The sequence below is a fragment of the Streptomyces sp. NPDC001927 genome, assembly GCF_053594455.1.
This window is the reverse complement of record NZ_JBSFEN010000002.1, coordinates 306,634-331,431: the sequence shown is the minus strand read 5'-3', so window position 1 is coordinate 331,431 and position 24,798 is coordinate 306,634. Positions and strand designations below refer to the sequence as shown.

The 24,798-nt window shown below is 70.2% G+C and carries 27 protein-coding genes; 19 read left to right on the top strand and 8 right to left on the bottom strand.

Going from position 1 to position 24,798, the window contains the following annotated elements:
* Positions 1–266: 266 nt before the first annotated feature.
* The 3 genes from ACWCO8_RS06065 (at position 267) to ACWCO8_RS06055 (ending at position 2,045) form a co-directional block, all read left to right on the top strand.
* A complete protein-coding gene (locus ACWCO8_RS06065) occupies positions 267–680 on the top strand; it encodes a hypothetical protein (RefSeq protein ID WP_451031152.1) in 414 nt (137 codons plus the stop codon).
* Positions 681–768: 88 nt separating this feature from the next.
* Positions 769–1,833, top strand: a complete 1,065-nt coding sequence (locus ACWCO8_RS06060) for an urease accessory protein UreH domain-containing protein (RefSeq protein WP_451031151.1) — start codon at positions 769–771, stop codon at positions 1,831–1,833.
* Positions 1,830–2,045: a heavy-metal-associated domain-containing protein gene (locus ACWCO8_RS06055; RefSeq protein ID WP_451031150.1), complete on the top strand. Its 216-nt coding sequence runs from the start codon at positions 1,830–1,832 to the stop codon at positions 2,043–2,045. The genes ACWCO8_RS06060 and ACWCO8_RS06055 overlap by 4 nt, the downstream gene beginning before the upstream one ends.
* Before the next feature lie 102 nt (positions 2,046–2,147).
* Here ACWCO8_RS06055 and ACWCO8_RS06050 read toward each other — a convergent pair whose 3' ends face one another.
* The gene (locus ACWCO8_RS06050; RefSeq protein WP_451031149.1) at positions 2,148–3,425 is read right to left on the bottom strand and encodes an MFS transporter; all 1,278 of its coding nucleotides are present in this window, start codon (positions 3,423–3,425) and stop codon (positions 2,148–2,150) included.
* 154 nt (positions 3,426–3,579) lie between these two features.
* Here ACWCO8_RS06050 and ACWCO8_RS06045 point away from each other — a divergent pair, with 154 nt between their 5' ends.
* The 10 genes from ACWCO8_RS06045 to ACWCO8_RS06000 all read left to right on the top strand — a co-directional run bounded on the left by ACWCO8_RS06045 (position 3,580) and on the right by ACWCO8_RS06000 (position 12,641).
* Positions 3,580–4,602, top strand: coding sequence for an ABC transporter substrate-binding protein (locus ACWCO8_RS06045; protein WP_451031148.1), 1,023 nt, complete (start codon positions 3,580–3,582; stop codon positions 4,600–4,602).
* A complete protein-coding gene (locus ACWCO8_RS06040; RefSeq protein ID WP_451031147.1) occupies positions 4,592–5,746 on the top strand; it encodes a FecCD family ABC transporter permease in 1,155 nt (384 codons plus the stop codon). The genes ACWCO8_RS06045 and ACWCO8_RS06040 overlap by 11 nt, the downstream gene beginning before the upstream one ends.
* Entirely contained in the window at positions 5,743–6,552 is an 810-nt protein-coding gene (locus ACWCO8_RS06035; RefSeq protein WP_451031146.1) for an ABC transporter ATP-binding protein, read from the top strand. Before ACWCO8_RS06040 ends, ACWCO8_RS06035 begins: the two co-directional genes overlap by 4 nt.
* 14 nt (positions 6,553–6,566) lie before the next feature.
* On the top strand, positions 6,567–7,430 hold the full coding sequence (locus tag ACWCO8_RS06030) for a Rossmann-like domain-containing protein (RefSeq protein ID WP_451031145.1): 864 nt from the start codon (positions 6,567–6,569) through the stop codon (positions 7,428–7,430).
* Positions 7,427–8,470 (top strand): GHMP family kinase ATP-binding protein, encoded by a 1,044-nt coding sequence (locus ACWCO8_RS06025; protein WP_451031144.1) that lies wholly within the window; start codon positions 7,427–7,429, stop codon positions 8,468–8,470. Before ACWCO8_RS06030 ends, ACWCO8_RS06025 begins: the two co-directional genes overlap by 4 nt.
* Positions 8,391–9,413, top strand: a complete 1,023-nt coding sequence (locus ACWCO8_RS06020) for a pyridoxal-phosphate dependent enzyme (RefSeq protein WP_451031143.1) — start codon at positions 8,391–8,393, stop codon at positions 9,411–9,413. The genes ACWCO8_RS06025 and ACWCO8_RS06020 overlap by 80 nt, the downstream gene beginning before the upstream one ends.
* A gap of 130 nt (positions 9,414–9,543) precedes the next feature.
* On the top strand, positions 9,544–10,614 hold the full coding sequence (locus tag ACWCO8_RS06015; protein WP_451031142.1) for a TerC family protein: 1,071 nt from the start codon (positions 9,544–9,546) through the stop codon (positions 10,612–10,614).
* Positions 10,615–10,962: 348 nt separating this feature from the next.
* On the top strand, positions 10,963–11,337 hold the full coding sequence (locus tag ACWCO8_RS06010; RefSeq protein WP_451031141.1) for a UBP-type zinc finger domain-containing protein: 375 nt from the start codon (positions 10,963–10,965) through the stop codon (positions 11,335–11,337).
* Positions 11,338–11,427: 90 nt separating this feature from the next.
* On the top strand, positions 11,428–11,925 hold the full coding sequence (locus tag ACWCO8_RS06005; RefSeq protein WP_451031140.1) for a DUF427 domain-containing protein: 498 nt from the start codon (positions 11,428–11,430) through the stop codon (positions 11,923–11,925).
* Between the two features lie 47 nt (positions 11,926–11,972).
* Positions 11,973–12,641: an SDR family NAD(P)-dependent oxidoreductase gene (locus ACWCO8_RS06000; protein WP_451031139.1), complete on the top strand. Its 669-nt coding sequence runs from the start codon at positions 11,973–11,975 to the stop codon at positions 12,639–12,641.
* A gap of 226 nt (positions 12,642–12,867) precedes the next feature.
* Here ACWCO8_RS06000 and ACWCO8_RS05995 read toward each other — a convergent pair whose 3' ends face one another.
* The 4 genes from ACWCO8_RS05995 to ACWCO8_RS05980 form a co-directional block, all read right to left on the bottom strand.
* Complete coding sequence (locus tag ACWCO8_RS05995) at positions 12,868–13,311, bottom strand: SRPBCC family protein (protein WP_451031138.1); 444 nt, start codon at positions 13,309–13,311, stop codon at positions 12,868–12,870.
* 138 nt (positions 13,312–13,449) lie between these two features.
* Positions 13,450–14,694, bottom strand: coding sequence for an NAD(P)/FAD-dependent oxidoreductase (locus ACWCO8_RS05990; RefSeq protein ID WP_451031137.1), 1,245 nt, complete (start codon positions 14,692–14,694; stop codon positions 13,450–13,452).
* A 90-nt stretch (positions 14,695–14,784) separates the two neighbouring features.
* On the bottom strand, positions 14,785–16,314 hold the full coding sequence (locus tag ACWCO8_RS05985) for a cryptochrome/photolyase family protein (protein ID WP_451031136.1): 1,530 nt from the start codon (positions 16,312–16,314) through the stop codon (positions 14,785–14,787).
* 190 nt (positions 16,315–16,504) lie between these two features.
* Positions 16,505–18,550, bottom strand: a complete 2,046-nt coding sequence (locus ACWCO8_RS05980; protein ID WP_451031135.1) for a hypothetical protein — start codon at positions 18,548–18,550, stop codon at positions 16,505–16,507.
* Between the two features lie 276 nt (positions 18,551–18,826).
* Here ACWCO8_RS05980 and ACWCO8_RS05975 point away from each other — a divergent pair, with 276 nt between their 5' ends.
* Entirely contained in the window at positions 18,827–19,711 is an 885-nt protein-coding gene (locus ACWCO8_RS05975; RefSeq protein ID WP_451031134.1) for a DUF4394 domain-containing protein, read from the top strand.
* A 77-nt stretch (positions 19,712–19,788) separates the two neighbouring features.
* Here the strand turns inward: ACWCO8_RS05975 and ACWCO8_RS05970 are convergent, their stop codons facing one another.
* The gene (locus ACWCO8_RS05970) at positions 19,789–20,460 is read right to left on the bottom strand and encodes a formylglycine-generating enzyme family protein (protein WP_451031133.1); all 672 of its coding nucleotides are present in this window, start codon (positions 20,458–20,460) and stop codon (positions 19,789–19,791) included.
* Between the two features lie 354 nt (positions 20,461–20,814).
* On the opposite strand from ACWCO8_RS05970, the gene ACWCO8_RS05965 reads away from it, so the two are divergent.
* The gene (locus ACWCO8_RS05965) at positions 20,815–21,021 is read left to right on the top strand and encodes a hypothetical protein (protein ID WP_451031132.1); all 207 of its coding nucleotides are present in this window, start codon (positions 20,815–20,817) and stop codon (positions 21,019–21,021) included.
* Positions 21,022–21,293: 272 nt separating this feature from the next.
* Here the strand turns inward: ACWCO8_RS05965 and ACWCO8_RS05960 are convergent, their stop codons facing one another.
* Both ACWCO8_RS05960 and ACWCO8_RS05955 read right to left on the bottom strand, forming a co-directional pair.
* Positions 21,294–21,440, bottom strand: a complete 147-nt coding sequence (locus tag ACWCO8_RS05960) for a hypothetical protein (RefSeq protein WP_451031131.1) — start codon at positions 21,438–21,440, stop codon at positions 21,294–21,296.
* A gap of 47 nt (positions 21,441–21,487) precedes the next feature.
* On the bottom strand, positions 21,488–21,847 hold the full coding sequence (locus tag ACWCO8_RS05955) for a PRC-barrel domain containing protein (protein ID WP_451031130.1): 360 nt from the start codon (positions 21,845–21,847) through the stop codon (positions 21,488–21,490).
* Positions 21,848–22,244: 397 nt separating this feature from the next.
* Here ACWCO8_RS05955 and ACWCO8_RS05950 point away from each other — a divergent pair, with 397 nt between their 5' ends.
* From ACWCO8_RS05950 to ACWCO8_RS05935, 4 genes are all read left to right on the top strand, one after another.
* Positions 22,245–22,619: a PRC-barrel domain-containing protein gene (locus tag ACWCO8_RS05950; RefSeq protein ID WP_451031129.1), complete on the top strand. Its 375-nt coding sequence runs from the start codon at positions 22,245–22,247 to the stop codon at positions 22,617–22,619.
* A 119-nt stretch (positions 22,620–22,738) separates the two neighbouring features.
* Positions 22,739–22,900, top strand: a complete 162-nt coding sequence (locus ACWCO8_RS05945) for a hydrophobic protein (RefSeq protein ID WP_362003138.1) — start codon at positions 22,739–22,741, stop codon at positions 22,898–22,900.
* Between the two features lie 235 nt (positions 22,901–23,135).
* Positions 23,136–23,612: an ATP-binding protein gene (locus tag ACWCO8_RS05940; RefSeq protein WP_451031128.1), complete on the top strand. Its 477-nt coding sequence runs from the start codon at positions 23,136–23,138 to the stop codon at positions 23,610–23,612.
* 228 nt (positions 23,613–23,840) lie between these two features.
* Complete coding sequence (locus ACWCO8_RS05935; protein WP_451031434.1) at positions 23,841–24,677, top strand: RNA polymerase sigma factor SigF; 837 nt, start codon at positions 23,841–23,843, stop codon at positions 24,675–24,677.
* The last annotated feature ends 121 nt before the right edge of the window (positions 24,678–24,798 follow it).

The window sequence follows — 24,798 nt, the reverse complement described above, 5'->3', positions numbered from 1 at the left end:
GGCCGCTCAAGGGTGGAGCCGGCGGCGGCGCGTCGGGTCGGCTTTCTCGCGACACCCCTCGCTTCTTCGAGGGGGTCAGCGTCCAGCCCTTCGGCCCGCCCTTCAGCACGACGGCTTCGGGCGTGATGCCCTCGGGCAGGACGATGCGGAGGGAGTCTATGCCCGCCGTGTCCGACTCCGCCGCGCCCCCCGGCGCCGGCTGGCGTGCCGCCTGGCCGTCGAGGGCGGAGACGGGCGGCCGTGGGTGTCTGGGTAGCATCGAGGCCATGCTCGTCCGCCCTGTCCGGAAGCCCTGGCCTGCTGTCGCCGCCCTCGTGGCCGGTGCACTGCTCGCCTGCGCCTATCTGATGTGGGGCCCCGGGCACGGTGCGATGGTTATGGCCGACACCATGCCCGGCATGACGGCCACGAACGGGAACGTCGGTACGGCCGCGCCGCCGACCGGGAAGGCGCTCCAAGAGGTCGGCCCGGCACACGGGGGCTGCCCCGATACGAGCATGGACTGTCCGCTCGCGAACGCGCACCCTCCCTCGGCCGTCGGGCTCGCGGCAGCTCCCGGCCCCGAGGCCCTCGCGGAGCCGCGTACAACGGCCGTGCAGCCGCCCTGGGCCTCTGGGGACGGATGCGCCTGGCCCCGGGCACCCGATCCCGTCGCTCTCCTCTGCGTCAGCCGGACCTGATGTCACGCGCACCCGCCCGCCCCTCGTCGTGCGGCGGGTGCCTTGCCGTGTCCTGATCCGGCTTTCTCACCAGGGGAGTTCTCCCTCCATGGCTTCCACCACCACCTTGTTCGTCACCAGCCTCGCCACCGGTCTCTTCGCCGGCGGTGCCTCATGCGCAGCCGTCCAAGGCGGCCTGCTCGCCAGTGCAGTCGGCCGCCGCGCCGCAGCGGGGACCCCCGAAGCAGGGGAACGCGGCGGCCTGTTCGCGCCCGTCGGCGCGTTCCTCGGCGGCAAGCTCGCCTCCCACACCCTCCTCGGCGCCGCCCTCGGCCTGGCCGGTGAGTCGATCCAACCCGGACCCCGCACCCGCGCCGTCCTGTTGGTGGCCAGCGCCGTACTGATGGTGCTGTTCGCGCTCGACATGCTCGGCGTGCGCGCCGTGCGACGTTTCGTCCCTCGGCCGCCCGCCTCATGGGGGCGACGAGTGCGCCGGTCGGCGAAGTCGACCGCCGTCGGCACTCCGGCCGTCCTCGGCTTCCTCACCCTCCTCATCCCCTGCGGCGTCACGCTCAGCGTGGAACTGATCGCCGTCACCGCAGGCTCCCCACTCGCCGGAGCCGCTGTCATGGCCGGCTTCGTCCTGGGCACCGGGCCCCTCTTCGCCGTCCTGGGCTTCTTCCTGCGCTCGGCCGCCCGCCTCTGGCAGGGCCGTCTCACCACCATCACCGCCGTGGTCATCCTTGCCGTCGCCCTGTGGACCGCCGGCTCAGGACTGCGACTCGGCGGCTGGTGGCCGACTCCGGCGCCTGCCGCGGCGGCCGCTGCCACGGTGCCGGGCGAGACCGTGACCACTGTGCGCGGGGAGCAGACGATCACCATTCAGGCCCGTACCAACGCCTACACACCCACCGCGATCACCGCGACCGCCGGCCTGCCGACGAAGCTGGTCGTCGCCACCGACGACACCAACGGCTGCGTCCGTGCCTTCGTCGTCCCCGACCGCAGCGTCCAGGAGATCCTCCCCGTCACCGGTCGGACAGTGATCGACCTCGGCACCCCGAAGCCCGGAAATCTCGCCTTCACCTGCGGCATGGGCATGTACGGCGGCGAGATCACCTTCCAGCAGCCCAGCGGAGCCCAGACCCCCACTCCCAAGGAGACCGACCGATGACCCTCCGTCTGGAATTCGCCGTCACCGGCATGCACTGCAACAGCTGCGGCCTCCTCATCGACGACGAGATCGAAGAGGTGCCCGGCGTCACCAGCAGCAGCACCAACCTGCGCACCGACCGCACCGTTGTCGAACTCGACCACCCGGTGCCGACGGAGCGGATCCTCGCCGCGATCGCCTCCGCCGGATACTCCGCCACGGCTCTTGGCTGATCGCCTCCTCCGGGGTCCCGACGGACGGTTCGGGACCCCGGAACCGCGACGGCTGGGGTGCCCCCACCGGGTGCGGTGAGCCCGCCGAGCGACGGGCGGCGGTCAGTCCTTCGTCGTCGGCGCCGTCCGCGTGAAGTGGCGGGCCGTGGGTACGAGCGCCGCTGCGGCCGGTACGAGGAAGCAGGCGGCGGCGCATGCCGCGAGGACGGAGGTGACCCCGAAGGCGTTGATGGCGGGCGCGATCAGGGCCAGTCCCACCGGTGCCAGGCCGTAGGACACCAGGAAGTCCAGTGAGGAGACGCGGGCCAGCTTGTCCGGGGCGACCTCGCGCTGAGTGGCCGTGAACCAGGGGACGTTGAACAGCTCGATCCCGATCCCGGCGACCGCGTACGCGGCGACGACCACGACCGGGTGGACGGGCAGCATCAGGCTCAGTGGTGCGAAGCCGTACACGGCGAGTCCGGCGAAGGCCGCCCAGCCCTGGGAGCGCGGGCGCCAGCGGGCGATGACCAGGGCCCCGCCGAGCGCGCCGACGGTGTACGCGGTCATGGCGGCGGCCAGCACCCACTCGGTGTCGTAGCGGTCCCGGCTGATCAGGGGCAGCGCGACGCTCGTGGCGGAGTAGCCGAGCGCGATGACGGCGACGAGGGCGCCGAGTCCGGCCAGGAACCAGGGGTGGCGGCGGGCCTCACGTATGCCTTCGAGGAACTCGGCGCGGAAGCCGGCGCGCGGGGTGGGCTCGGCGGTGGCCGGGTCCGCGGTCGTGGCGTGCGCGCCGGCGCCCTTGCCCGGGACGAGCGCGGCGACCAGCCAGAGCAGGCCGATGCCGAGCAGCAGCGTCCAGACGTCGAGGAAGGCCGCGAGCAGCGCGGTCAGGGCGGGGCCCGCGAGCGTGGAGCTCCGTACCGCCATCGTCATGGCGGCGTTGGCCTGCTGGCGGCGCTCGGGGTCGACGGTCTCGGCCGTGAGCGCCTGGAACGCCGGGCGGCAGGCGCCCTGTCCGGCGCCCGCGAGGGCGGCCGCGACCGTCATCAGCACGAGCGAGCGGCCGAGCCCGGCGGCGAGGAGGGGCGCGGCGACAGCCGCCGCGAGGGCGGACCAGAGGACGACCGCGCGGCGGGAGTGCCGGTCGGCCAGTACGCCGCCGACGGCGACGGCGGCGAGGAAGCCGGCGGTGCGGGCGGCGAGGACCAGGCCGAGGCCGGCGGCGCCGAGGTCGCGGTGGAGTACGGCGAGTCCGAGGACGAAGGGCAGGGCCCAGGTCGCGAGCCCGGAGGCGGTGGTGCCCGCCCACAGGCGCAGGAACGCGGGGTCCCGGAGGACTGAACGCGGGGGCGGGGCCTCGGTCTTGGTGGGTGTCGGTACGGGTGTGGTGGCCACGGTGTGGTTGCTCCTCGGGGCGGGGGAGCGGCCTGCTGAACCGCACCCCTGTGTTCTTAATGAAAATGAATGCCATTACAGTACCCTTTCGAACGCGGCATTCCTGCCCGGTGCACGACAACGCCCACGCCCGCCCTCCCAGACCGGAGAACCCATGCGCCACCCCGCCCGCCTCGGCATCGCCCTGACCCTCGCCCTCGCCACCGCGGGCTGCTCCACGGCGGCCGACCATGGCTCGAAGACGGACACCAGGCCCGCGGCCAAGGCGGCCTCCGTCACCAGCTGCGGCCGACAGGTGTCCTTCACCGCGCCGCCCGAGCGGACCGTCGCCCTGGATCAGACCTCGACCGAGACCCTGCTCGAACTCGGTCTCCAGGACCGGATGGCGGGAACCGCCAACCTCAAGACGAAGATCCCCGCGCAGTACCAGGCCGCGTACGCCAAGGTCCCGGTCATCGCGCCGAAGATCGCCACCGGTGAGCAACTGCGCGCCGCCACCCCCGACTTCGTCGTCGCCGGTTCCTCGGACCTCTACACCAAGGACCGCGCCGGCACCCGCGAGGAGCTGGGCGCCCTCAAGGTCCCCACCTTCGTCAGCGCCGTGGACTGCCCGCAGCAGAACCCGGCCGGCAAGACCCCCTTCGAGCTGCTCTTCTCCGACTACGAGAACCTCGGCAAGGTCTTCGGCGCCCAGGAGCGGGCGGGCAAGCTTGCCGCCGACCAGCGCGCCGCCATCGCCAAGGCCGGGGAGAACGCCTCCAAGGTCCCGCAGGGCACGGACCGGCCGACCGTGGTCTACCTCTACTCCGTCTTCAACGGCATGCCGTACGTGGCGGGCAAGACCGGCCTGCCCAGCGAGATGAGCCGGATCGTCGGCGCGAAGAACGCCTTCGACGACGTCAACGAGGACTGGCCGGAGGTCTCCTGGGAGGAAGTCGCCGAGCGCGACCCCGACTTCATCGTGATCGGCGACCTGTCCGAGCGCGGCCGGCCCGGCGACAGCGCCGCCGAGAAGCGCGCCACGATGACCCAGCACCCGGTGATCTCCAAGCTGGCCGCGGTCCGCGACAACAAGATCCTCACCGTGCCCGGCATCGAACTGGACCCCTCGGTGCGCTCCGTGCACGCCCTGGGGCTGCTGGCCGAAGGCATGAAGGACCTCGGGTATGTCCGCTGACCCGGCGACCCCGAGGGGCCCGGTGGATCTGCTGCTGCCGGCGGCCCGCGGGCGGGTGGTGACGGGGGGCTCCCCGGGAGACTCCGTCACCACCCGGCCCCTGCCGCCCGGAACGGCCGGCCATCCCGGCCGCTCCGCGGCGGCCCAGGCGGTCCTCTTCCTCCTGGCCGCGGGCGCCCTGGCGGGCTCGGTGGCGGCGGCCGTGCGCATCGGCGTCGCCGACGTGGGCTGGGCGGACCTGGGCCGCGTCCTCGGCGCCCAGCTCGGCCTGGACGTACAGCCGTTGCCCCCGCTGGTGGACTCCCTCATCTGGGACCTGCGCCTGCCGCGCGTGCTCATGGCAGCCCTCGTCGGCGCCTCGCTCGCCGTGTGCGGCGCGGTGCTCCAGGCGGTCACCCGCAACGCGCTCGCCGACCCCTACCTGCTCGGCGTCTCCTCGGGGGCGTCGACGGGCGCCGTCACCGTGGTCGTCCTCGGGGTCGGCGCGAGCACGCTCGGAGTCACCGGCGGTGCACTCGCCGGTGCGCTGCTCTCCTTCGGGCTGCTCCTGCTCCTGCTGCGGCGGACCGGCCTCGACTCCGTACGTATCGTCCTCACCGGCGTGGTCGTCGGCCAGCTCTTCACCGCGCTGACCTCGCTGGTCCTGATGGCCTCGGCGGACGCGGACACCACGCGGGCCGTCACTCACTGGCTGCTCGGTTCGATGGCGCCGGCCCGCTGGGACACGGTCGTGGTCTGCGCGATCGTCACCCCGCTGGGTCTGGCGGCGGCGTGGCTGTGCGCGTACGCCCTCGACGGGCTCGCGTTCGGCACCGACACCGCGGCCTCCCTCGGCATCGGCGTACGGCGCACGAGGATGTTCCTCCTCGTGGTCACGGCCGCGCTGACCGCGGTGGCGGTGGCGACCGTCGGCGCCATCGGTTTCGTCGGGCTGATCGTCCCGCACGGTGTGCGGTTCCTCGTCGGGCCGCTGCACCGGGTGCTGCTGCCGTACGCGGCCCTTGCGGGCGCGGTGTTCCTGGTGTGGACGGACGCGCTGGCGCGGATCGCCTTCGCACCCCGCGAGGTCCCCGTGGGCGTGATCACCGCTCTGCTCGGCGTGCCGCTCTTCCTCCTCGTCCTGCGCAAGAGGGGTGAACTGTGAGGATCACCGTCGAAGCGCTGAGCTGGTCGGTGGCGGGCACGCCAGTCGTACGCGAGGTCAGCGCGGACATCGCCCCCGGTGAGACCGTCGGACTGCTCGGCCCCAACGGCTCGGGCAAGTCCTCGCTGCTGCGCTGCCTGGCCGGCCTTCGGGCGCCCGACGCGGGCACGGTCCGTTACGGCGGGGAGTCGGTACGGGACTGGAGCGCGCGTCGCATCGCCCGCCATGTCGCCTTCGTCGAACAGGATTCGGGCGCGGACAGCGATCTGCGGGTCGCCGACGTCGTGGGCCTCGGACGCACCCCGTTCCGGGACCGCTGGCGCGGGCCGGACGCCACCGACCGGGCGGTGGTCGCCGCCGCGCTGGAGCGCGTCGGACTCACCGCACTCGCCGACCGCTCCTGGAAGGCGCTCTCGGGCGGTGAGCGGCAGCGCGCCCACATCGCCCGCGCACTGGCTCAACAGCCGTACGCACTCCTGCTCGATGAACCCACCAACCACCTCGACGTCAAACACCAGTTGGAACTGATGGAGCTGCTGACCGGCACCGACCAGACGGTCCTGGTCGCGCTGCACGACCTGGCGCTCGCCGCCCGGTACTGCGACCGGCTGCTGCTCCTCCACCACGGCCGCCTGATCGCCTCCGGCACCCCCACCGCCGTCCTGACCACGGAGCGGCTCGCCGAGGTCTTCGAGGTGGACGCCGAACTCACCACCGACGCCTTGGGCAACCCCACGGTCACGTACCGCGGCCCGCTCGGTGCACCAGCCCCGGCGATGGCGCCGACACCTCAACCCGCCCTGTGAAGAAGAGAATCCCCATGAACCGGACAACCCAGCTCTCCAGCATCGCCACCGACACCGCGGCCCCGACCGTCGACGCGCTCATCGAGGCCGTCCTCGCGGGCGAACACGGCCCGCTGCCCTCCGAACTCGTCGCCACCAGCGTGTTCTGGATCCACCACGGCACCCGCCTGGCCGGCGGCAACACCACCTACCTCAACCAGTACGTTCTGGTCCGCCTCGGCGGCTCCTTCGGCGGCTGCGCCTTCGAGGCCGGCGAGATCGACCCGTCGATCTGCCGCGACTCCTCCGGCACCCCGCTCGACGTCCTGCTGCGCGAGGCGCCGCGCCCGCTGCGGATCGCCGCCCTCGACGCGTACCTCTCCGAGACCCGCCCGCACCGCGTGGCCGCCGAGGCGGGCGACGCCGAGCCCGTGACCCTCCCCACCGGCACCCCGGAGGTCCGCGCGAAGGCCCGCGACGCGGCCATCGCCGGGCTCCTGGACATCGAGGAGGGCGCCAAGGTCGGGCTCATCGGCGTCGTCAACCCGCTGGTCGCGGCGATCCGCGAGCGCGGCGGCGAACCGCTGCCCTGCGACTTCAACCTCAAGGCCACCCAGTGGGGCGACCCGGTCACCACCGACATGCACGAGGTGCTGGAGAGCGCCGAGGCCGTCGTCGCCACCGGAATGACCCTGAGCAACGGCTCGTTCGACACCATCCTGGAGCGCTGCCGCTCCCGGGGCATCCCGCTGATCGTGTACGCGCAGACCGGCAGCGCCGTCGCCCGTGCCTTCCTCGGCTCGGGCGTGACCGCCCTGTCCGCGGAGCCGTTCCCCTTCTCTCAGTTCAGCGCCGAGGAGACGGTCCTGTACCGCTACCGGACGGTGGGCGGCGCGTGATCCCCGCCGCCCACCCGGCCGTACCCGGTGCCGGTGCCCTCCCTACCGGCACCGGGTACGCGCCCTGCCACCACGGCGAGATCCTCCAGGGCGTCTTCCTCGACGAGGACGGGCGCCGGTGCGCGGGCCTGGTCACGCTCCCCATGGCCGGCCCCGGCAGCACCGCCGAGTTCGTCCGCCGGCCCGGCACGGCACCCGAGGCGCTGACCGTCGTACCCGTCGGGCGCACGAAGGCCGCCCGGGCGGCGGCACTCGCGGTGGCCGAGTGCGCGGAGCGGACCGGAGAGCGGCCCTGCGGCGGGGAGTTGCGGCTCACGTCCGCCATACCCGTGGGCCTGGGCATGGGCAGCTCGACCAGCGATGTGATCGCCGCCGTGCGCGCGGTCGCGGACTCGTACGGACTGCGGCTGGCGCCGGACACGGTCGCCCGGGTCGCCGTACGGGCGGAGCTGGCCTGCGATCCGCTGATGCTGGACGGCCGCCCGGTGCTCTTCGCCCAGCGGGAGGGCCGGGTCCTGGAGGTCCTCGGCCCGGCCCTGCCACCGCTGGTCGTCGTGGGCTGCACCCTCGGCGGGGGCGCACCCGTGGACACCCTCGCCCTGCCCGTGCGGGAGGCGACCGATGCCGACATCCGCGCGTTCGAGCGACTGCGCACCCTGCTCCGCCGGGCCGTGGCCACGGGCGATGCCCAACTGCTGGGCGAGGTCGCCACTGCCAGCGCCCGACGCGGCCAACAGGTCCTCGCCCACGCGGAGTTCGACGCACTGACGGCCATCGCCAGGCGGGTCGGTGCGGCGGGTGTCCAGATCGCGCACAGCGGCGCGGTGGCGGGCGTCCTCTTCGACCCCGCCGCCCCGGGCCTGCGGCACCGCATGCGCAGCTGCTTGCGCGCCCTGGACGCCCACGGCATCCCCGCCACCCGGGCCTTCACGACCTTCACCACCACCAAGGAGATCCTGAATGGACCAGCACATCGCGGAGGCGATCGGCCGGCCGGACCTGATACGCCTCGACGACCGGCTCGTCTGCCTGCGCTTTGAGACGATGAAGGTGGTCTCCGCGCTCGCGGCGGTGCGCCACCTGCTCGACACCGGAGTCGTACGGCGCGGGGACACGCTCCTCGACAGCTCCAGCGGCATCTACGCGTACGCCCTCGCCCTGGCCTGCCACCGGCACGGCATGCACTGTCACATCGTCGGCTCGACGACGGTCGACCACACGCTGCGCACCCAACTCTCCATCCTCGGCGCGACGCTGGAGCAGATGGACCCGTGCAGCGACCTCAAGCTCGACCAGAAGCGACGCGTCGAGCGGATCCACGAGATCCTCGCCGAACACTCCGAGTACCACTGGATGCGGCAGTACCACGACGACATCCACTACCTCGGCTACCGCGCGATCGCCGACCGGATCCGGGAGTCCACCGGCGTGGAGGGCTTGACCATCGTCGGCGGCGTCGGCTCAGGCGCCTCGACGGGCGCCCTCGCCCGCTACCTGCGCGCGGCGCCCGACGGCCCGGCCGACGTCGACCTCGTGGGCGTCCAGCCGTACGGCAGCGTCACCTTCGGCGCCGAGCACGTCTCGGACCCGGAGATCATCATCGCCGGGATCGGCAGCTCCATCCCCTTCGAGAACGTCTCGCACGAGCTGTACGACACGCTGCACTGGATCTCCTTCGAAGCGGCCCTGGCCGGCAGCGTCGACCTGCTGCGGCGGCACGCGGTCTTCGCGGGCCTGTCGACCGGCGCCGGCTACCTGGCGGCCCGCCACGAACGCGACCGCTCCCCGAACCGCACGATCCTCTTCATCGCCCCCGACACGGGCCACCGCTACGTCGACACCGTCTACGCCCGCCACGGGCAGGCCGCACGGATCGAGGACCTCGCCCCGCGTGAGGTGTCCAACCAGAGCGACCTCGCCCTCCCGTGGTCCCGAATGCACTGGAACCGCGCCCCGGCGGCCGTACGGGCCATGGCCTCGTAAAGCCCCGGCAGCCCGGCGCCACGCGAGAGAGCTGTCAGGTCCACCCTGCCGGATCGCTTAAAGGAGCGAATGGACGCAGAATGCGGTAGAGGGGCCCGTGCGGTGGCGTGGGCCATCGGGGAGTGATGGTGTGCTTGAGGTCCCGCTCTGGCTGTGGGTGGCGTTCGCCGCAACGGTAGTGGTGTCGCTGACGGTGGACCTGCTCGCCCACCGCACCGCACACGTCATCGGCTTCAAGGAAGCAGGGGCCTGGAGTGCCCTGTGGGTGGGCCTTGCCCTGATCTTCGGTGGAGTCGTATTCCTGGTCCTCGGCACGACTGCGGGCACGGAATACACCACGGCTTGGCTTCTGGAGAAGAGCCTGTCGGTCGACAACCTCTTCGTCTTCGCCGTGATCTTCGCCTATTTCAAGGTGCCCCGCGCCTACCAGCACCGCGTGCTGTTCTTCGGCGTCATGGGCGCCCTGGTCTTCCGGGGGATTTTCCTCTCCCTCGGCGTCGCCGTGGTCAGCCGCTTCACCGCCGTGCTCTTCGCCTTCGCCGCCGTCCTCTTCTACAGCACCTACAAACTTCTCAAGGACGAACAGGAGAGCTTCGACCCGGGAAAGAGTTTCGCCGTACGGATGCTCCGCAAGATCATGCCGGTCCGCGACGAGTACGCCGGCATGAAGTTCTTCGTCAAGGAAGCCGGCAAACGCGTGGCCACCCCGCTCCTGGCGGTCGTGGCCGCCATCGAGGCGGCCGACCTCGTTTTTGCCGTTGACAGCGTGCCCGCAGTCCTTGCTGTCAGCGACGACGCCTTCATCGTCTACACCAGCAACGCCTTCGCCATTCTCGGACTGCGGGCCCTCTATTTCATGCTCGCCGGTCTCCTGGACCGGTTCCACTACCTGAACAGGGGCCTTGCGATCATCCTCGCCTTCATCGGCGTCAAGCTCGTCCTTCAGGCATCCCACAAGACGATCAGCAGCAGCATCCCGGAAATCCCCTCACCCGTCAGCCTGGCGGTCATCGTCGTCGTGCTGGCCGGCTCTGTGGTGCTCAGCCTGCTCCGACCCGCCCCACTCCCAGCCCCTGCCGTTCCCAGCGAGGAGGCGACCTCGCCGTCCGATGTGGCGGCCACGGAGGACCCTCGCCCCGGGGGCGGGGTGCCTACCGAGCAGGATGATGCGAGTGATGATCCGCCCCGAGCTGCGGACTGATGAGACGGGTTTGCGGGTACATCTTCCCGTTTACTCCCATTTCGTTAAATTTGAGCATATTGTCAAAGAATGAGTAAAGTCGAGCGTGAGACCCGCCCCCAGCGAACGCTTGTCTGTCCAGCCTGCAAGCAGCCCGTTACGGCGATCGCCAAAGGACGGCACAAGGCCTTCGGAATCTTCGTGCCCGTATGGCGGCCCGGCCCCTGCAGTAATCCCGACTGCCCTGAATCTCGGGAAGGCCCGGCGCACCAGGACAGCTGACTCGCCCGCACGGAGCATGCCCGCGCCCGGGGTGAGGCGGTGCTGTCGCAGTGACGTGCCGGCGCCCCAGGGCGGAAGGAATGTGCGATGACCCAAACCGGCAGCAATTTCGACGACCGTCGAAAGCCGCTCGCGACATGGGCAGTGTCAGCGGACGGAGGACGTCCCGAGGGGCGCACCTGCTCACACCTGGCAACGCTGCCCGCTTGCCCGAGCACACCGTCCCAGGCTTGTGCAGAATGCCAGGAACGCGGCTGGACCTGGAGTCGGCTGAGATGGTGCACCACTTGCGGGCACGTCGGATGTTGCGACAGCTCTCGGGGCCGTCACGCCTATGCCCACCACGCGCAGACGGGTCACCCGTTGGTCCTGTCCCTTGCCCCGGACGAATCCTGGGCATGGTGTTTCGTCGACGAAGTCTTCCTGGTCCGGGTCGAAGGGTCTGAGGGCGCGATCGGCTGAGACAGTCCCTGGCACCGTCACTGAGGTCAGATTGCGGCCTGGCGCATCCAAAGTCGCTGAAGTCGGGAAGGGCTGGTGGAGGTGGATGCGATGAGTGACGAGTCGGGCGCGCATGGCCCACTGCCGACGGAATCGGTCTGGCACTATCCTCGGCCACCCCGTGTGATGCCTGACGCGCGACGCGTGGTGGTCGAGCATCGCGGAGTGAAGCTAGCCGAATCCCGGAACTGCAAACGGGTCCTGGAAACGAGTCACCCACCTGTCTTCTACGTGCCTCGCGGCGATGTGCGCACCGACCTCTTTTCGCCGTCGGAGGCGACGTCGACCTGCGAGTGGAAGGGGGTGGCCACATATTGGACCTTGGTTGTGGAAGGGCTCGCCGTCCACGACGTCGCCTGGAGCTATGAGGCTGCCTCGTCCGGGTACGAGAGCATTTCCGGCCACCTTGCCTTTTATGCGGGAAGAGTTGACCTTTGCACGGTCGACGGGGAGCGCGTGCGAGCCCAGGGCGGTGACTTCTACGGAGGGTGGATCACCGACGAAATCCTCGGCCCCTTCAAGGGCGGTCTGGGATTCTCCGGCTCTTGAACCGGGGTCTGAATGCCCGTGGCTGTGAGGTACTGGAGGTCCGAAAGATGGCCGGTGGCAAGGTGCTCGTTGTGGGTGGGACGGGAATGATCGGAGGTCTCGCGGCGCAGATCCTGGCTCGCAGAGGAAGCTCTGTGGCTCTGGCGGGCCGAGACGGCCACCTGCTGGCGGAGCGGTCGAGACTGCTGGGCCACTGCCCGTACAGGTCTTTCAACGCGTATGACCTTGAAGGCTGCGCCTCTCTCGTTCCTTGGGCCGCAGAAGCCCTTGAGGGGCTGAACGCGGTGGTTGTCGCCATCGGCGTAGCCGGTTTCGGCCGTGCCGAAGAAGTCGATGAGGCGGCCGCAGAGCACCTCATGACAGTCAATGCGCTCGCGCCCATGGCCGTCGTACGCGGGGCCCTGCCGGTACTTGAGCCCGCGAGCGTCGTCGCGGTCGTCACCGGAGTCATCGTCGACAAACCAATGCGCGGAATGGCCGACTACACGGCAGCCAAGGCAGCGCTCGCCGCTTGGCTGGGCGTGGTGGAGCGGGAGCAACGCAGCCGCGGGATTCGCATCGTGGACGTGCGCATGCCGCACCTTGGCGGCGAGTTCGTTGACCGGGCGGTGATCGGCAGCGCGCCGAAGATGCCCACGGGAGCCGACCCCACCCAAGCAGTGGAAATGCACCTGATCGCTGCGATCATGGCAACTGCTGCGCAGGGTCAAGGGTGACTGAGACCGAACTCGCAGGATTCATAGCCGCCGATCCACGCTGACGCGCGCGTCGTCCTCGCCCCTCATCGCTCAGCCCGGCCCGTACGTGCCCGCCCTCCACTCGTACCCCGCCGGATCCAGAACACGAGCGCGTCGCGATCTCCATGCCGTGTCTTCGGGCTCGATGACGGGAGTCGCGCCGGCGTTCAGGCATCTTGCGAACCACTCGTCGACTTCGAAGCCGTCAGGTGCGCCCGCGCCCGGCTGCTGCGGCGGTCGGCAGGCGTGCGGCCACCTCGTCGGCCAGCCGCTCGAACTCCGTTCGCAGGAACGGTGATGCCAGCTTCGCGAGGCCTTTGAAGGCCAGCGAGGCCTTGTACGACAGCTGGGTGCGGTCGCCTTCGTCATCGAAGCGGAGGTCGTCGACGGCGGTCACCGTCTTGTTCTCTCCGACGAACACCAGCCGCCTGGGCTCACGCACGTCGAGCCGGTACTCGAGTTCGGTCGTACGGCCCCGGAAGACCGACGTGTTGCGCCAGCGCGCACCCGTGCGCACAGGCCCGTCGTCCAGCCGTACGCAGGACACCGTCCCCGGATCCCATTCCTCGGTACGGACGAAGTCCTCCAGATACGTCACGAGCTCGGCCAAGGGAAGCCGTACCTCGATACTGCGCTCGACACTGATCACCGCATGGTCCTCCGTCTCCCACACCAGGGCCCTCCGGCCCCCCAATCCCGACACTGATGCTTCCGTGTGAGTGGGAGCATCGGATGCATCGGACCAGGCTTGACGAGACCTAGGACCGCCTGGTCGGTGTCGGTCAGTTCAGGAATCCAGGTCCTGGAGCACCTCGCGGGCCGCGCGTGCCCCCGAAGCCAGCGCTCCCTGCAGTGAGCTGGTGGCGCGGTGGTCGCCGCACACGTACCGGCCCGGCCCGAAGCGAGTTCTTCTTGAGAGGGGTGCTGGACCGGGCATGGCCGGCAGGGCGTCGGGGACGGTGACCCGGTGGACGAGTTCCCAGTCCGTCGTGTCCGTGTCGTACACCTCGTCGAGGGCGCGCAGGACAGCCGCTGTCTCGGTCGGCCCGGGGGAGCCGAGCACCGAGGTGGACACCAGAGCCCGGCCGTCGGTCGAGAAGCGGGGATGGACGGCGCTGAGGACACACGTGTTGAGGAACCTGCGCTGCGCGTCGACGACGAGTACGGGCTCGGCCAGCGGAGCCCTGGCCGTCGCGTGGTAGAACGTGGTCACGGTACGGCCCTCGGGGACGCGAAGTCCCGGGAGTAGTTCGCTCGCCGCCCGCTGGCCGGTCGCGACGACGACCGCGCGGGCCGCCACCTCGCCGCCGCTCGCGAGGGTGACCCCCTCCGGCGTCACACCCCCGACAGGGCTGCCGGTCCGCAGCACGTGTGAAGGCAGCTGGGAGGCGAGCTGCGCGGGAACCGCCCCGATCCCTTCTGCCGGAAGGCAGAGAGTGCCGCGCAGCATGCTCCGCCACACCAGGTGGAAGAAGCGGGCGGACGTCTCCAGTTCGTCCTCCAGGAAGACACCGGAGAGGAAGGGCCGGAAGAAGGTCTCCACCAACTGGGGTGACACGCCGGCCTCGGCCAGGGCGGTGACTGTGCTGCCGTCGGGGCCACGCCGCAGCACGGATGCCGGCGCGAGTGCGTCGCGGGCCGACAGCGCGCCGAGGGCGAGCAGATCACGGCCGGACACGAGCCGGCCCGGCAGAAGATCACGGCTCTCTCTGGGCCGTCGGGTCGGGTCGGTGAACCGACGGAACCCGTCACGGGTGTGCACGAGTACACCCGGGGTGAACGGCCGCAAACGGAGCGCCTTCAGGTCGATACGCCGCTTGACCTGCGGATAGGACGTGTTGAAAACCTGAAAGCCTCGGTCGACCGTGAAGCCCGCCACGTGGTCGGTACGCATGCGCCCGCCCACCGTGTCGTCCGCTTCGAGCAGGCGGACCCGCAGGCCCGCCGCGCCCAGGTCGCCCGCGCAGGCGAGCCCCGCTGCCCCCGCGCCGACGACCACTACGTCGTACCGCCCGCTGTCCGTCTTCCGCATGGCGTCCTCATCCTCGTTCCTCGTACGTGGCCTTGACCCGCATGTCCCGCATGTCACCGCGAACAGGGCAGGACCGCAGTCCCGGCCGACTCACGGCGGTTCCTCGCCTCGTCCTCGCTCCTGCTCAAGGAGCGCAGCCAGGTCCTTGAGCCGGTCGAGTCCGTGCACCGATCTGGAGATCCGGGCGTTGTGTTCGAGCAAGTCGCGATGGCGGTGCAGGAAGCTCCAGTAGCCGGCCGTGAACGGGCAGGCGTCCGCCCCGACTCTCCGGTCCGGGCGGTAGGCGCAGGGGCCGCACAGGTCGCTCATGCGGTCGATGTAGGCACCGCCGGACGTGTAGGGCTTCGTCGTCATGCGGCCGCCGTCCGCGTACTGCGACATGCCCACGACGTTGGGCAGCATCACCCAGTCGTATCCGTCGACGAAGCAGCGGTGGAACCAGTCGGTCACGGCGGCGGGATCCCAGCCTTGCTGAAGCGCGTAGCTTCCCAGCACCATCAGCCGCGGAATGTGATGGGTCCATCCGGTGTCCCTGACCTGGCGCAGCATCGTCGTCAGGCAGCGGGCCGACACGGAATCCGCGTCGAGTTCGTTCCACCAGTCGGGCAGGGGCGCGGTGTGGCCGAGCACGTTCGACGCTCTGTAGTCCTCGCCGAAGTGCCAGTACAGCTGCCAGACGTACTCGCGCCAGCCGGCGATCTGTCGGACGAAGCCCTCGACCGAGTTCAACGGTGCCTCGCCCGCTCGCCACGCGGCCTCCGCGCCCTCCACACACTCGGCAGGGTCGAGCAGGCCGAGGTTCAGGGAGGAGGACAGCAGGCTGTGGCTCATGGTGTCGTCGTCGGCGAGCATCGCGTCCTCGTGCGCGCCGAAGCCGGGCAGGCGGTGCCGGAGGAATCCGCGCAGCGAGGCACGTGCTTCCCGGCGGTCTGCGGGGAACAGCCGCGGCCCGTCGCGGCCGACGAAGGCGACATCCCCGTCGCGTTCCCAGCGGTCCAGGTCACGGCGGACCTCCTCGTCGACGGAGTCCTCCCGGGGCCGATACGGAGCCGTGGTTCCCAGCGTCCGCGCACCCTTGGGGGGCGGCTCTCGGTTCTCGTGGTCGAGGTTCCACGTGCCGCCCGCCGGTTCCCCGCCCTCCATCAGGAGGTCGTGATCGCGTCGGACCTGCCGGTAGAAGGCCTCCATCCGGAGCCCCCGCTGCCCGTGTGCCCAGACGGAGAAGTCCTCCTGACGCACAAGAAAGCCGCGCGGCGGGAGGACGGTGACGTTGTCCAGGGATCGTACGAGGGCGAGCGCCGCCCGGGACGTGGGGTGGTGCACGGTCACCCCTGCGTCGCCCACGGCCCGCCGCAGCCCTTCCCGGTAGGTGTCTGCCCGGACGTACGTCACGCGTGCGCCCAGTTCGGAGGCACGGTGCCGCATCGCCGAGAGGACCAGGTGGGCCTTCGCCCGGTGAAAGCGCCGACGGCGGAAGACGCCACGCGACTCGATCATCACCACGGGGACGTCACGCGCGAGACGGTCACCGTCCGCCGCGAGGAAGGCCGGGGCCAGCTGGTCGCCGAAGAGCCAGTGCGTACCAGTACCAGTACCAGTACCTGTACCTGTACCTGTCATGCGGTCTCGATCCGTTTTTCTGCCTCGTGGCGCGTCGTGCGCTCACCTCCACCTTCGGCAGGCGGGCGTACTTCGGATGCGTTCCCCTCGCGCGGAGCGTTGGCGCCTCTGGCTTCGGCCCATGAGGGCGACAGAGGGGGTGGTGCGGTCCCCGCGCCCCAGTGCTCACCTCAGAGGTCGGCCGTCGTGCTCACCTCAGGAGTCGGCCGTCGTCCCCCGAGCCCGTCCCGTCCCATCCACGGAGTTCGCCGGAGCCGGGCACTGTTCCGGTCAACGTCACCGGGCCGTTCGTGGTTGTGCGTACGGCCAGGAGCGGTCCCCGTGCCGTCGCGGAGACGGCCCCGCCGGCGGTGACCGAGGTCAGTCGGCGGCTACCCGCTGCCAGGTAGTGGCGCGCTCCGGAGGGCGCCACCCAGTACGTTCCGGCGAGCACGTGCTGGCCGAACCTGCTGCACGCGGCGGTGTCCGCCGGCACGGGTGAGGGGCCCGATACCGCATGACTCGCTCCCGTCGGCTCCTCCAGAGCCACCGCGACGCGGCCACGGCCCTCCCAGTTCTCCGCTCTGAGACATGTCCAGGTCGCCCGGCCACGCTGCTCGGGGAGGTTCTGCTGGGCGAACTCCCAGCGGTTCACCGCCCGTACCCCGGTTCCGCGCAAGGCGGGCAGCGAACAGACCGACCTTCTCCAGGCGGTCAGCCCGGCCGGAGAAGTCGCTTCGCGGGGTTGACGCGCCGGAGCTCCGGCGCCCGGAGGAGGCGTCCACGTCAGGTGTACGGGTGTCAGCTCCCCGAGCTCCGTCAGGAGGAAGGAGTGATCCTCGACGATCCGCGCGGAACTGCGCAGCTCAAGAACGGGCGCGCTGCCACAGTCGCTCGGCATCCGGGACATGGGATCGGTGACTCCGACGTCGGACACGCCCAAGGGCGCCGCGGTGGCGTCGCGGCGAAGAAGGTCTCGTACCCCGATCTCTTCGATCCAAGGCGCGACGAGAAACCGGACCATCCCGTCCGCACTGCTTACGACGACGGCCGCGCCCGTTGTGACGTCCGCGTCGTCCGTCCGCGCCAGTTCGAGGGCGGCCGGTCCTCCGCCCGCGAGCGGTTCGGTGTAGCGAATGATCCGGTGGCCGTCGTGCAGGAGTACCACGGCCGAGTTCCCGACGGTGTCGGCGAAGAGCAGCTGTGCCGGCGTCAGGGGCGGGGTTCTGGGAGTTCCCGGTGCGACCGTGACCGCGACCGCGACCCGGCTGCCGCTCGCCGCCCGTGTCCCGCCAACCCCCGCCTCCCGGAACCAGGTTCGGAGGGCGCGGGTCAGGAGAGCCGTGTCACCGGTACGGGCACCACGCGCGGGCCACGCCGAGAAGTCGACGCGAGCGGTATCGGCCCACCGCTCCCCGGGCACCCGCACCAGATGCCGTGCTTCGGAGGCACGAACGAAGGCCTCAGCGGAAGCCAGGGTGGGGACGGCGACGGCAGGCGGCCGGTCGTCCCACTGGCTGCTGCCCTTCACGACCACGGCCCCGGCGGTGGCAAGGAGGGCCAGAGCCACCGTGAGCCCGGTGAGCCGTGTCCGTCGCCGACGGCGCAGCAGGTCCGTGGGGCGAGCCTGCACCGTGCAGGGGTCGAACTCGACTCCCTGAAGAAGCGATTCGGCTTCCCGACCGAAGGAGGCCCGGAGCCGATCGGCGGAGACAAGTGCCTTGTCCGGGTCCGCGACACCGGCGTCCGTGAGCAGGCGTGCGCTTGCCTCGGGTGCCAGGCCTTCGAGGAGCAGCAGTACGAAGGCGGCCCGTACCGCGGGGGTCACACCGGCCAGCGCACGGTCCAGCGCGGGCTCTCCGTCGCTACCGGCCGTGGGGAACAGCCGCAGCCCAAGGACTGCCGGAAGCGTGGGCCACGCGGGGAATCGTCGGGAGCGCCCGGGGGCGCGGAGCGCGGCGGACACGACGTGCCCCCGCAGCCAGAGGAAGGCTTCGCCCGACTCGCCACGCGGGGCCGGAACTGTCGGCCCCGAGCGCGTACGTCCCGCACCTGAGAGGGACTTCTGCACGAGGGAGTGTGCGGCGAGCAGGCGCCGGTGTCTTCCCAGTTCGGGCGTGAGGATCAGATAGGCGAGCCGTACGAGCCGCGGATACTGCTCGACGAGCGCGGCCTCGGCGTGGTCCAGGGGAGGGCGCTTGGGTCCTGTGGTCCCGGCGGTGGATATTCCGATGGCGTGGAAGATGCCAGTCAACATGACTGCCCAACGAGAAGACCCTCGGACGGGTCACCCCGGGCGGGCGGCCCGGATCGGGTCTGGGCGCCGGCTGGTCAGATATCGAGTCGTTGGTGGGACCCGGGGGGAGGGGCGGGGCCAGGGCGGTGATTGGTGTGCAGGTGGGCGTGGCGATAGGACTAATGCGGCCGTTGGGGGGTTGTCGCGCCGAGCTCGCAATCCGCGCCCTGCGGGGCGCCGAAGGAGGCGCATACGTGCCTCACGGTTGAGGCTCGCAAAACCGATCGGAGTCCTCTTGTGCGTACTCGTCGAGTCGCCGCCACCTCTGTCGCCGCTGCCGCGATGGCTGTCTCCCTGCTCTCCCCGGGCCTGGCTGCGGCGACCGCGGAGGGCGGCGATCCGTTCGGGCTGGAGGGCCGCGCTGCTGGGCACGGTCTGTTCAGTGTGGGTCTGACCGCGGACCAGCGCCTGGTCGGTTTCGACGCCGCAGACCCGACCGACACCTGGTCGCGGGGGAAGGTCTCCGGCCTCGGGGGCGACGGCAAGCTGGTGGGGATCGACTTCCGCGTCCAGAACGGCAAGCTCTACGGCGTCGGCGACAAGGGCGGCGTCTACACGCTCACCAGCGATGCCAAGGCCGTCAAGGTCTCGCAGCTGACCGTGGCGCTCCAGGGCCGGTACTTCGGTGTCGACTTCAACCCTGCCGCCAACCGCCTGCGCGTGATCAGCGACACCGGGCAGAACCTGCGCCACAACATCGACGATCCCGCCGCCCCGAAGACCACCACCGTCGACGGCACACTCACCAACCCGACGATGCCGCCGTCGACGGCACTCGGCGTCACCGGTGCCGGATACACGAACAACGATCTCGACGCGGCGACCGCGACCACGCTGTTCGACATCGACACCACCAACGACCGCGTCTCGCTGCAGTCCCCGGCCAACGCCGGCACCCTGGCACCCACCGGCAACCTCGGCGTGAACACCGGCCCGTCGGCCGGGTTCGACATCTACTACCAGGCCTCCGACGGCTCGAACCGCGGCTACGCGACCCTGTCCACCGGCGGCAAGCAGCGCTTCTACAAGGTCAATGTCCTCACCGGCAAGGCCACCCTGGTCGGCGACTTCCCGGCCGGTCGCCAGGTCGTCGACGTCGCCCTCCCCCTCAACCAGCACTGACCAGCCCTGACAGTGGAGGCGGGCCCACACAGCCCGCCTCCACCTCACTGAGGGTGGTCTCCAGGCTGGGTTGTGGATCAGCGCATTACGGAACGTGCGATGCGGAATCCGACGTCGTCGACCCGAAACGTGGGGTGACTGCGGCGCCTTACGGACGCCCGGCAGCTCCAGCGCTCGTCGAACCAGCCGCCGCCTCGCAGAACTCGGTAGGTGCCGTAGACCTCGGCGTCGTAGACGTCCCAGCACCACTCCCACACGTTGCCGAGCATGTCGTGAAAGCCCCAGAGGTTCGGGTGCTTGCCTCCCACCTCATGGATGGTCTCGGCCGAGTTGCCGCGATGCCAGGCGATCTCGTCAAGAGAGCCATAGCGCGGCCCCGCCGTACCGGACCTGCAGGCGTGCTCCCACTCCGCTTCGGTCGGCAGCCGGTACCCGTCGGCCGTCACGTCCCATTCGATGTCCTGGCCGCCGACCTGACGATAGGCGGGCCTGAGCCCCTTGCGCTGCGACAAGGCGTTGCAGAATTGGACCGCGTCCCACCAGGAGACGCCTTCGACGGGCAGACGGTCCCCATGGACGGTACTTGGGTGCTCGCCGGTCACGTGCGCGTACAGCATCTGGGTGATGGGGTACATCGCAAGCTGGTAGGCGTCCAGCTCCACCACCCAACTGCGCTGCGTCCGCCGGTCCGACAGTGTGACCTGCCCGGCCGGAACTGCGATCATCTCGGGCCCTGCACTCGCATCCATGAGCAGAAGATCCTAACGGCGCTTCACGGAACTGCGGGCAGAGCCGTTTTCAGGGATCCACACGCTCGGACGATGGGCCCCGATGGACCCAATGTGGTCGCGACGGTGAACAGCCTTCGCTAGGCTCTCCGTTGATCTGTCGAGAGCTACATGGAGTACCGGCGACGTGTCCGACTGGGGGACGGTGTTCCGGCCTCGATCGAGAACAGATCACGGATGAGTCTCTAATCGTCGCGGAGTCTCAGCAGGCCATCGAAAGCGGTGGTCGAGCTGAGGCTGCCTGCCGACTGGTCGACCACCCTCTTGCGGAGGGATCGACTGGTGAGGCTGACATTTCCCGTTCAGGTGCTCCTCGTGATCGTGTCGTTCATGTCGTCATTGCTCGTCGGCGTACTGGCGGGCGTTCTGTCTCGCTTGACAGGAACCCAAGTAGCCGGCGCCGTGCTGTACGGCGGCGGTGCGTTCATCGCCTGGATGACGTTGTGCGTCACTGTTTTGACCGCGCTCGGCCTGCTGGGACATCCCCGTGAGGACGCTCGAGCAGACGGCCAGGCCGACTAAGGCGTGCCGACACATGGTGTGTAGGCCGACCGGGCCGGTCTGGTCGAGACCCTCGGCGAGATACGCGGGAGCCGGAAGCCCTGCAGATGACGGTGGCCGTTGGTTACGGGGAGCCCAGAGTGTCGTTCTCCCCTGGCACCAGCCTGCCACTCGCCGCCAGTCGCCGGGACCGGCCCGGTTGACCCCGGCGGGCGCCGCGCGCGGCGACGCCCCGCGCCGTATGCCGCGCGGGGCGTCGATCCACCGGCCCTGCCGGGCCGGGTGAGTGGCCGTCAGCGGTGGCCACGCAGCTTGGTGAGGAGGCGCTGCACCTGGGTGCGCCTGCGAGGGTCGGCGGCGGCCCGGCGGACGGACGCCACCGCGCTACGGCCCTGCGGGCTGTGGGCGAATCGCTTGATACGGGTCAGCAGTGCGCTCATGGGATTCTCCTTGGGTCGCAAGGGCGGGACGTTCCTGCGGGGGTCGCCTATCGGAAGAACGCCAGGTAGTAGTCGACGAGCCCCATCCGGTGCGGCTCGTCGTCGTCCAGGTCGCGGTCGGGTCCGGGCTCGAACGGCGGGGCGTCGGCGATCTGCTGCTTGGTGCAGCCGATGTCGAGCCTCTCGGCGCCGGGGTCGACCGTGGTCACGACGCCGGCCGGAACGATGACGCGTCTGCCGGGGATCCAGGGATCCGTGTCCACGACGACATGGGCGCGGCCGGCCGTGGGCTCGTGCGTGTCGACGGTGCCCGCGAAACCGTCCAAGGCCTCGACCCTGTACCCGGTCAGGTCGAGATGCGCCGCAGGGGCCGCGGTCTCCCTGTAGGTCCAGATGTCGTACGCCATGGGTGTGTTCCTTCCGCCGGGGGCGAGGGGCAACGGGCTTCGTGTTCTGTCACTCCGTGTTGCCCGTCGCAGCCGTCCCACACCATCCGGATCCGCCGGATCGCGAACCTGTCCGTGACGATGCGGCCTGTGCGGCTTCGGGTGGGTGCGGCCGGGCCCGTGCTCGGTGCGAGCCGAATGATCCCCGGGGGACCGGGTACGCGGACGCTGTCCAACCCGTTCGGGAAGGACCAACGGAACCGCCGTGCACACGAGCGTCCTTCGCCGCCGCCGCCGGTTGGTTGTTCCGCCCGTGGCGCCCCACGGCGCACCGATGACCGGCGTGACCTGATCTGAGGCGGCCCGCGCGTTCGATGCCGTGACAGACACGACGTAAAGCGACAGAGGAGTGACAGTGATGACCGATCGCATCTGGGCCTACAGCACGGAGTCCGGCCACCTGGCGGGCGTCGACCTCATCGGGTGGCGGGTCGAGGCGTCCGACGGGCACATCGGCAAGGTCGACAAACACTCCGACGAGGTGGACGACTCCTATCTGGTCGTCGACACGGGCCCCTGGATCTTCGGCAAGGAGGCGCTGATCCCGGCGAGCGCGGTGACCCGTGTGGACCTCGAGGACCACACGATCCACCTCGCCCTGTCCAAGGAACAGGTCAAGGACGCCCCCGAGTTCGTCTCCGACAAGCACCTGGCGGACCGGCAGTACCGCGAGGAGATCGCCCAGCACTACCGCACTGGCGGCCCCTTCTCTGGCGGCACCGGTGCCATCTGACAAGCGGTGGCCCTGCTCCTCCAACGCCACTTCTGGCGGGGCGAGGCTCCCCCTCACGCGTACACCTCGTACCCGTCCGTTCGGCTCCTTCACCACCGTCCTTCAGGAGGTAGATACGTATGATTCCCCTGCTCCTTGTTCTCCTGCTCGTCCTGCTGCTCTTCGGCCTCGGCTTCGCGGCCAAGGCGCTCTGGTGGATCGCCGTCCTCGTCCTCGTCCTGTGGCTGCTGGGCTTCGTGGCCCGGCCCAAGGGAGGCACGGGCCGCTGGTACCGCTGGTAGTCGGCCCCGGTCGTCCACCGGCGGTGTGGACCGATCCCTCCCACATGAACGAGCCCGGCACTCCCCGTTCGGAGCGTGCACGAGATCGCCGACGTCGAGCAGGCGCGTGACGCGGTTCGAGGACATCGTTTACGTCCCGGTGTGATCCCTTTGAGCGGTGTGGAAACCATGAAGAGGGGAAAAGCGATGTACGAGGTGCCCTGCGCACCCACCGGACGAGGGGAGTACCAGCGCCATGACGGATGCGATGACCGCGGCACGGGACCCCTTGCTGTCCGCGAGTGTTGTCTACGACAACTCCTCTGGCGGCGGTGCGATCTCCTCCGCGCGCGCCTTCACGGCCGACTTCCTCGCGGCGGTCCCGTGCGTGCGGCGTGAACCTGTGGCCGACGAGCGCGTCGAGTTGGCGCAGTTGGTGGTCAGCGAGCTCGTCACGAACGCGGTCCGGCACGCGGTCGGCCCCTGCCGACTGGTCCTGGAGCTGCTCCAGGACACGCTGGAGATCTCGGTGTTCGACCGTGAGGTGGCCGCTCCCGTGCCCCGCGGACACGATCCCGGCCGGATCGGGCAGCACGGCGTCGAGATCGTCGTCGCCGTCTGCGAGAGCCTGAGCGTGGAGCCGCACCCGGAGGGGAAGCGAGTCCGGGCGCGTCTCTCCCTCCTGCGGGAGTACGCCGACACGGCGACCCCGGCGGACTGGCGACCGCACTGACGTACCCCGAGCAGCGCAGCGAACGGGCCACGGCTCGCCGGCCCCTGACGGGCCCAACTTCACAGCCCCGACAGGCAGCGCGGGGAGGCCTTCTGAATACCCCTCGGGAAGGCTCTCGACAGATTCGGCCGTGTGCGCTGCGCCGCTCCGGGTAGGCGACCTGACACGGAGCCACGATTTTCGGCTCGGGGACACACGTGAAAGGGGAATGGCGTGACGCTCACCACGATGTCGGCCAAGGGAATTGAGGCCGGAACGGGAACGCTGCCGGTGATCCCGGACGCGTTGGCGGTCGCGCCGAAGGACGCGCGGGCTCTGTCGAAGGTCTTCTTCCAGGAACTCACGGTGCTGGAGGAGGGGACGCACGAGTACCAGTACGCGCGCAACACCCTCATCGAGATGAACATGAGTCTGGTCCGCTACGCGGCCGGGCGGTTCCGTCATCGCGGCGACGAGATGGAGGACATCGTCCAGGTCGGCATGATCGGACTGATCAAGGCGATCGACCGCTTCGAGATCTCGCGGGAGGTCGAGTTCACCACGTTCGCGGTGCCCTACATCGTCGGGGAGATCAAGAGGTTCTTCCGAGACACCTCCTGGGCGGTGCACGTACCCCGCCGGCTGCAGGAGGCCCGGGTGGAACTGGCGAAGGCGACCGAGGAGCTGAGCACGCGCCTGGGCCGGACACCGACGGCCTCGGAACTCGCCGAGCTGATGAGCCTCACGGAGGAAGAGGTCACCGAGGCCCGGCTGGCCTCCAACGGTTACAACTCCTCGTCGCTCGACGCCGCGCTGAGCGGCGAGAACGAGGACAGCGAGGCCTGCCTGGCCGACTTCATCGGCAGCGAGGACCCCGCCATGGAGCTGGTGGAGGACTTCCACGCCCTGGCCCCGCTGATCGCCGACCTCGACGAGCGCGACCGGCAGATCCTCCACCTGAGGTTCGTCGAAGAACTCACCCAGGCCCAGATCGGGGAACACCTGGGCTGCTCCCAGATGCACGTCTCCCGCCTCCTCTCGCGCACCGTGAAGCGCTTGCGCGAGGGCCTGCTCGCAACCGGCTGATACGGACAGCCGCCAGTACTGTTCCGTACCCCGCGGACCGTACCGGGGCGGTCACGCCCTCTTCGGTCGCCTACCGCACGCACCTGGGCCGCAGTCCCTGCGGGGCGCCTCTCGCCCCTGT

Bases quoted from the DNA above. Each gene is read 5' to 3' on its own strand.
- ACWCO8_RS06065 (WP_451031152.1), top strand. From the start codon at position 267: ATGCTCGTCCGCCCTGTCCGGAAGCCCTGGCCTGCTGTCGCCGCCCTC.
- ACWCO8_RS06060 (WP_451031151.1), top strand. From the start codon at position 769: ATGGCTTCCACCACCACCTTGTTCGTCACCAGCCTCGCCACCGGTCTC.
- ACWCO8_RS06055 (WP_451031150.1), top strand. From the start codon at position 1,830: ATGACCCTCCGTCTGGAATTCGCCGTCACCGGCATGCACTGCAACAGC.
- ACWCO8_RS06045 (WP_451031148.1), top strand. From the start codon at position 3,580: ATGCGCCACCCCGCCCGCCTCGGCATCGCCCTGACCCTCGCCCTCGCC.
- ACWCO8_RS06040 (WP_451031147.1), top strand. From the start codon at position 4,592: ATGTCCGCTGACCCGGCGACCCCGAGGGGCCCGGTGGATCTGCTGCTG.
- ACWCO8_RS06030 (WP_451031145.1), top strand. From the start codon at position 6,567: ATGAACCGGACAACCCAGCTCTCCAGCATCGCCACCGACACCGCGGCC.
- ACWCO8_RS06020 (WP_451031143.1), top strand. From the start codon at position 8,391: ATGGACCAGCACATCGCGGAGGCGATCGGCCGGCCGGACCTGATACGC.
- ACWCO8_RS06010 (WP_451031141.1), top strand. From the start codon at position 10,963: ATGACCCAAACCGGCAGCAATTTCGACGACCGTCGAAAGCCGCTCGCG.
- ACWCO8_RS06005 (WP_451031140.1), top strand. From the start codon at position 11,428: ATGAGTGACGAGTCGGGCGCGCATGGCCCACTGCCGACGGAATCGGTC.
- ACWCO8_RS06000 (WP_451031139.1), top strand. From the start codon at position 11,973: ATGGCCGGTGGCAAGGTGCTCGTTGTGGGTGGGACGGGAATGATCGGA.
- ACWCO8_RS05990 (WP_451031137.1), bottom strand. From the start codon at position 14,694: ATGCGGAAGACGGACAGCGGGCGGTACGACGTAGTGGTCGTCGGCGCG.
- ACWCO8_RS05985 (WP_451031136.1), bottom strand. From the start codon at position 16,314: ATGACAGGTACAGGTACAGGTACTGGTACTGGTACTGGTACGCACTGG.
- ACWCO8_RS05980 (WP_451031135.1), bottom strand. From the start codon at position 18,550: ATGTTGACTGGCATCTTCCACGCCATCGGAATATCCACCGCCGGGACC.
- ACWCO8_RS05970 (WP_451031133.1), bottom strand. From the start codon at position 20,460: ATGGATGCGAGTGCAGGGCCCGAGATGATCGCAGTTCCGGCCGGGCAG.
- ACWCO8_RS05960 (WP_451031131.1), bottom strand. From the start codon at position 21,440: ATGAGCGCACTGCTGACCCGTATCAAGCGATTCGCCCACAGCCCGCAG.
- ACWCO8_RS05955 (WP_451031130.1), bottom strand. From the start codon at position 21,847: ATGGCGTACGACATCTGGACCTACAGGGAGACCGCGGCCCCTGCGGCG.
- ACWCO8_RS05950 (WP_451031129.1), top strand. From the start codon at position 22,245: ATGACCGATCGCATCTGGGCCTACAGCACGGAGTCCGGCCACCTGGCG.
- ACWCO8_RS05945 (WP_362003138.1), top strand. From the start codon at position 22,739: ATGATTCCCCTGCTCCTTGTTCTCCTGCTCGTCCTGCTGCTCTTCGGC.
- ACWCO8_RS05940 (WP_451031128.1), top strand. From the start codon at position 23,136: ATGACGGATGCGATGACCGCGGCACGGGACCCCTTGCTGTCCGCGAGT.
- ACWCO8_RS05935 (WP_451031434.1), top strand. From the start codon at position 23,841: ATGTCGGCCAAGGGAATTGAGGCCGGAACGGGAACGCTGCCGGTGATC.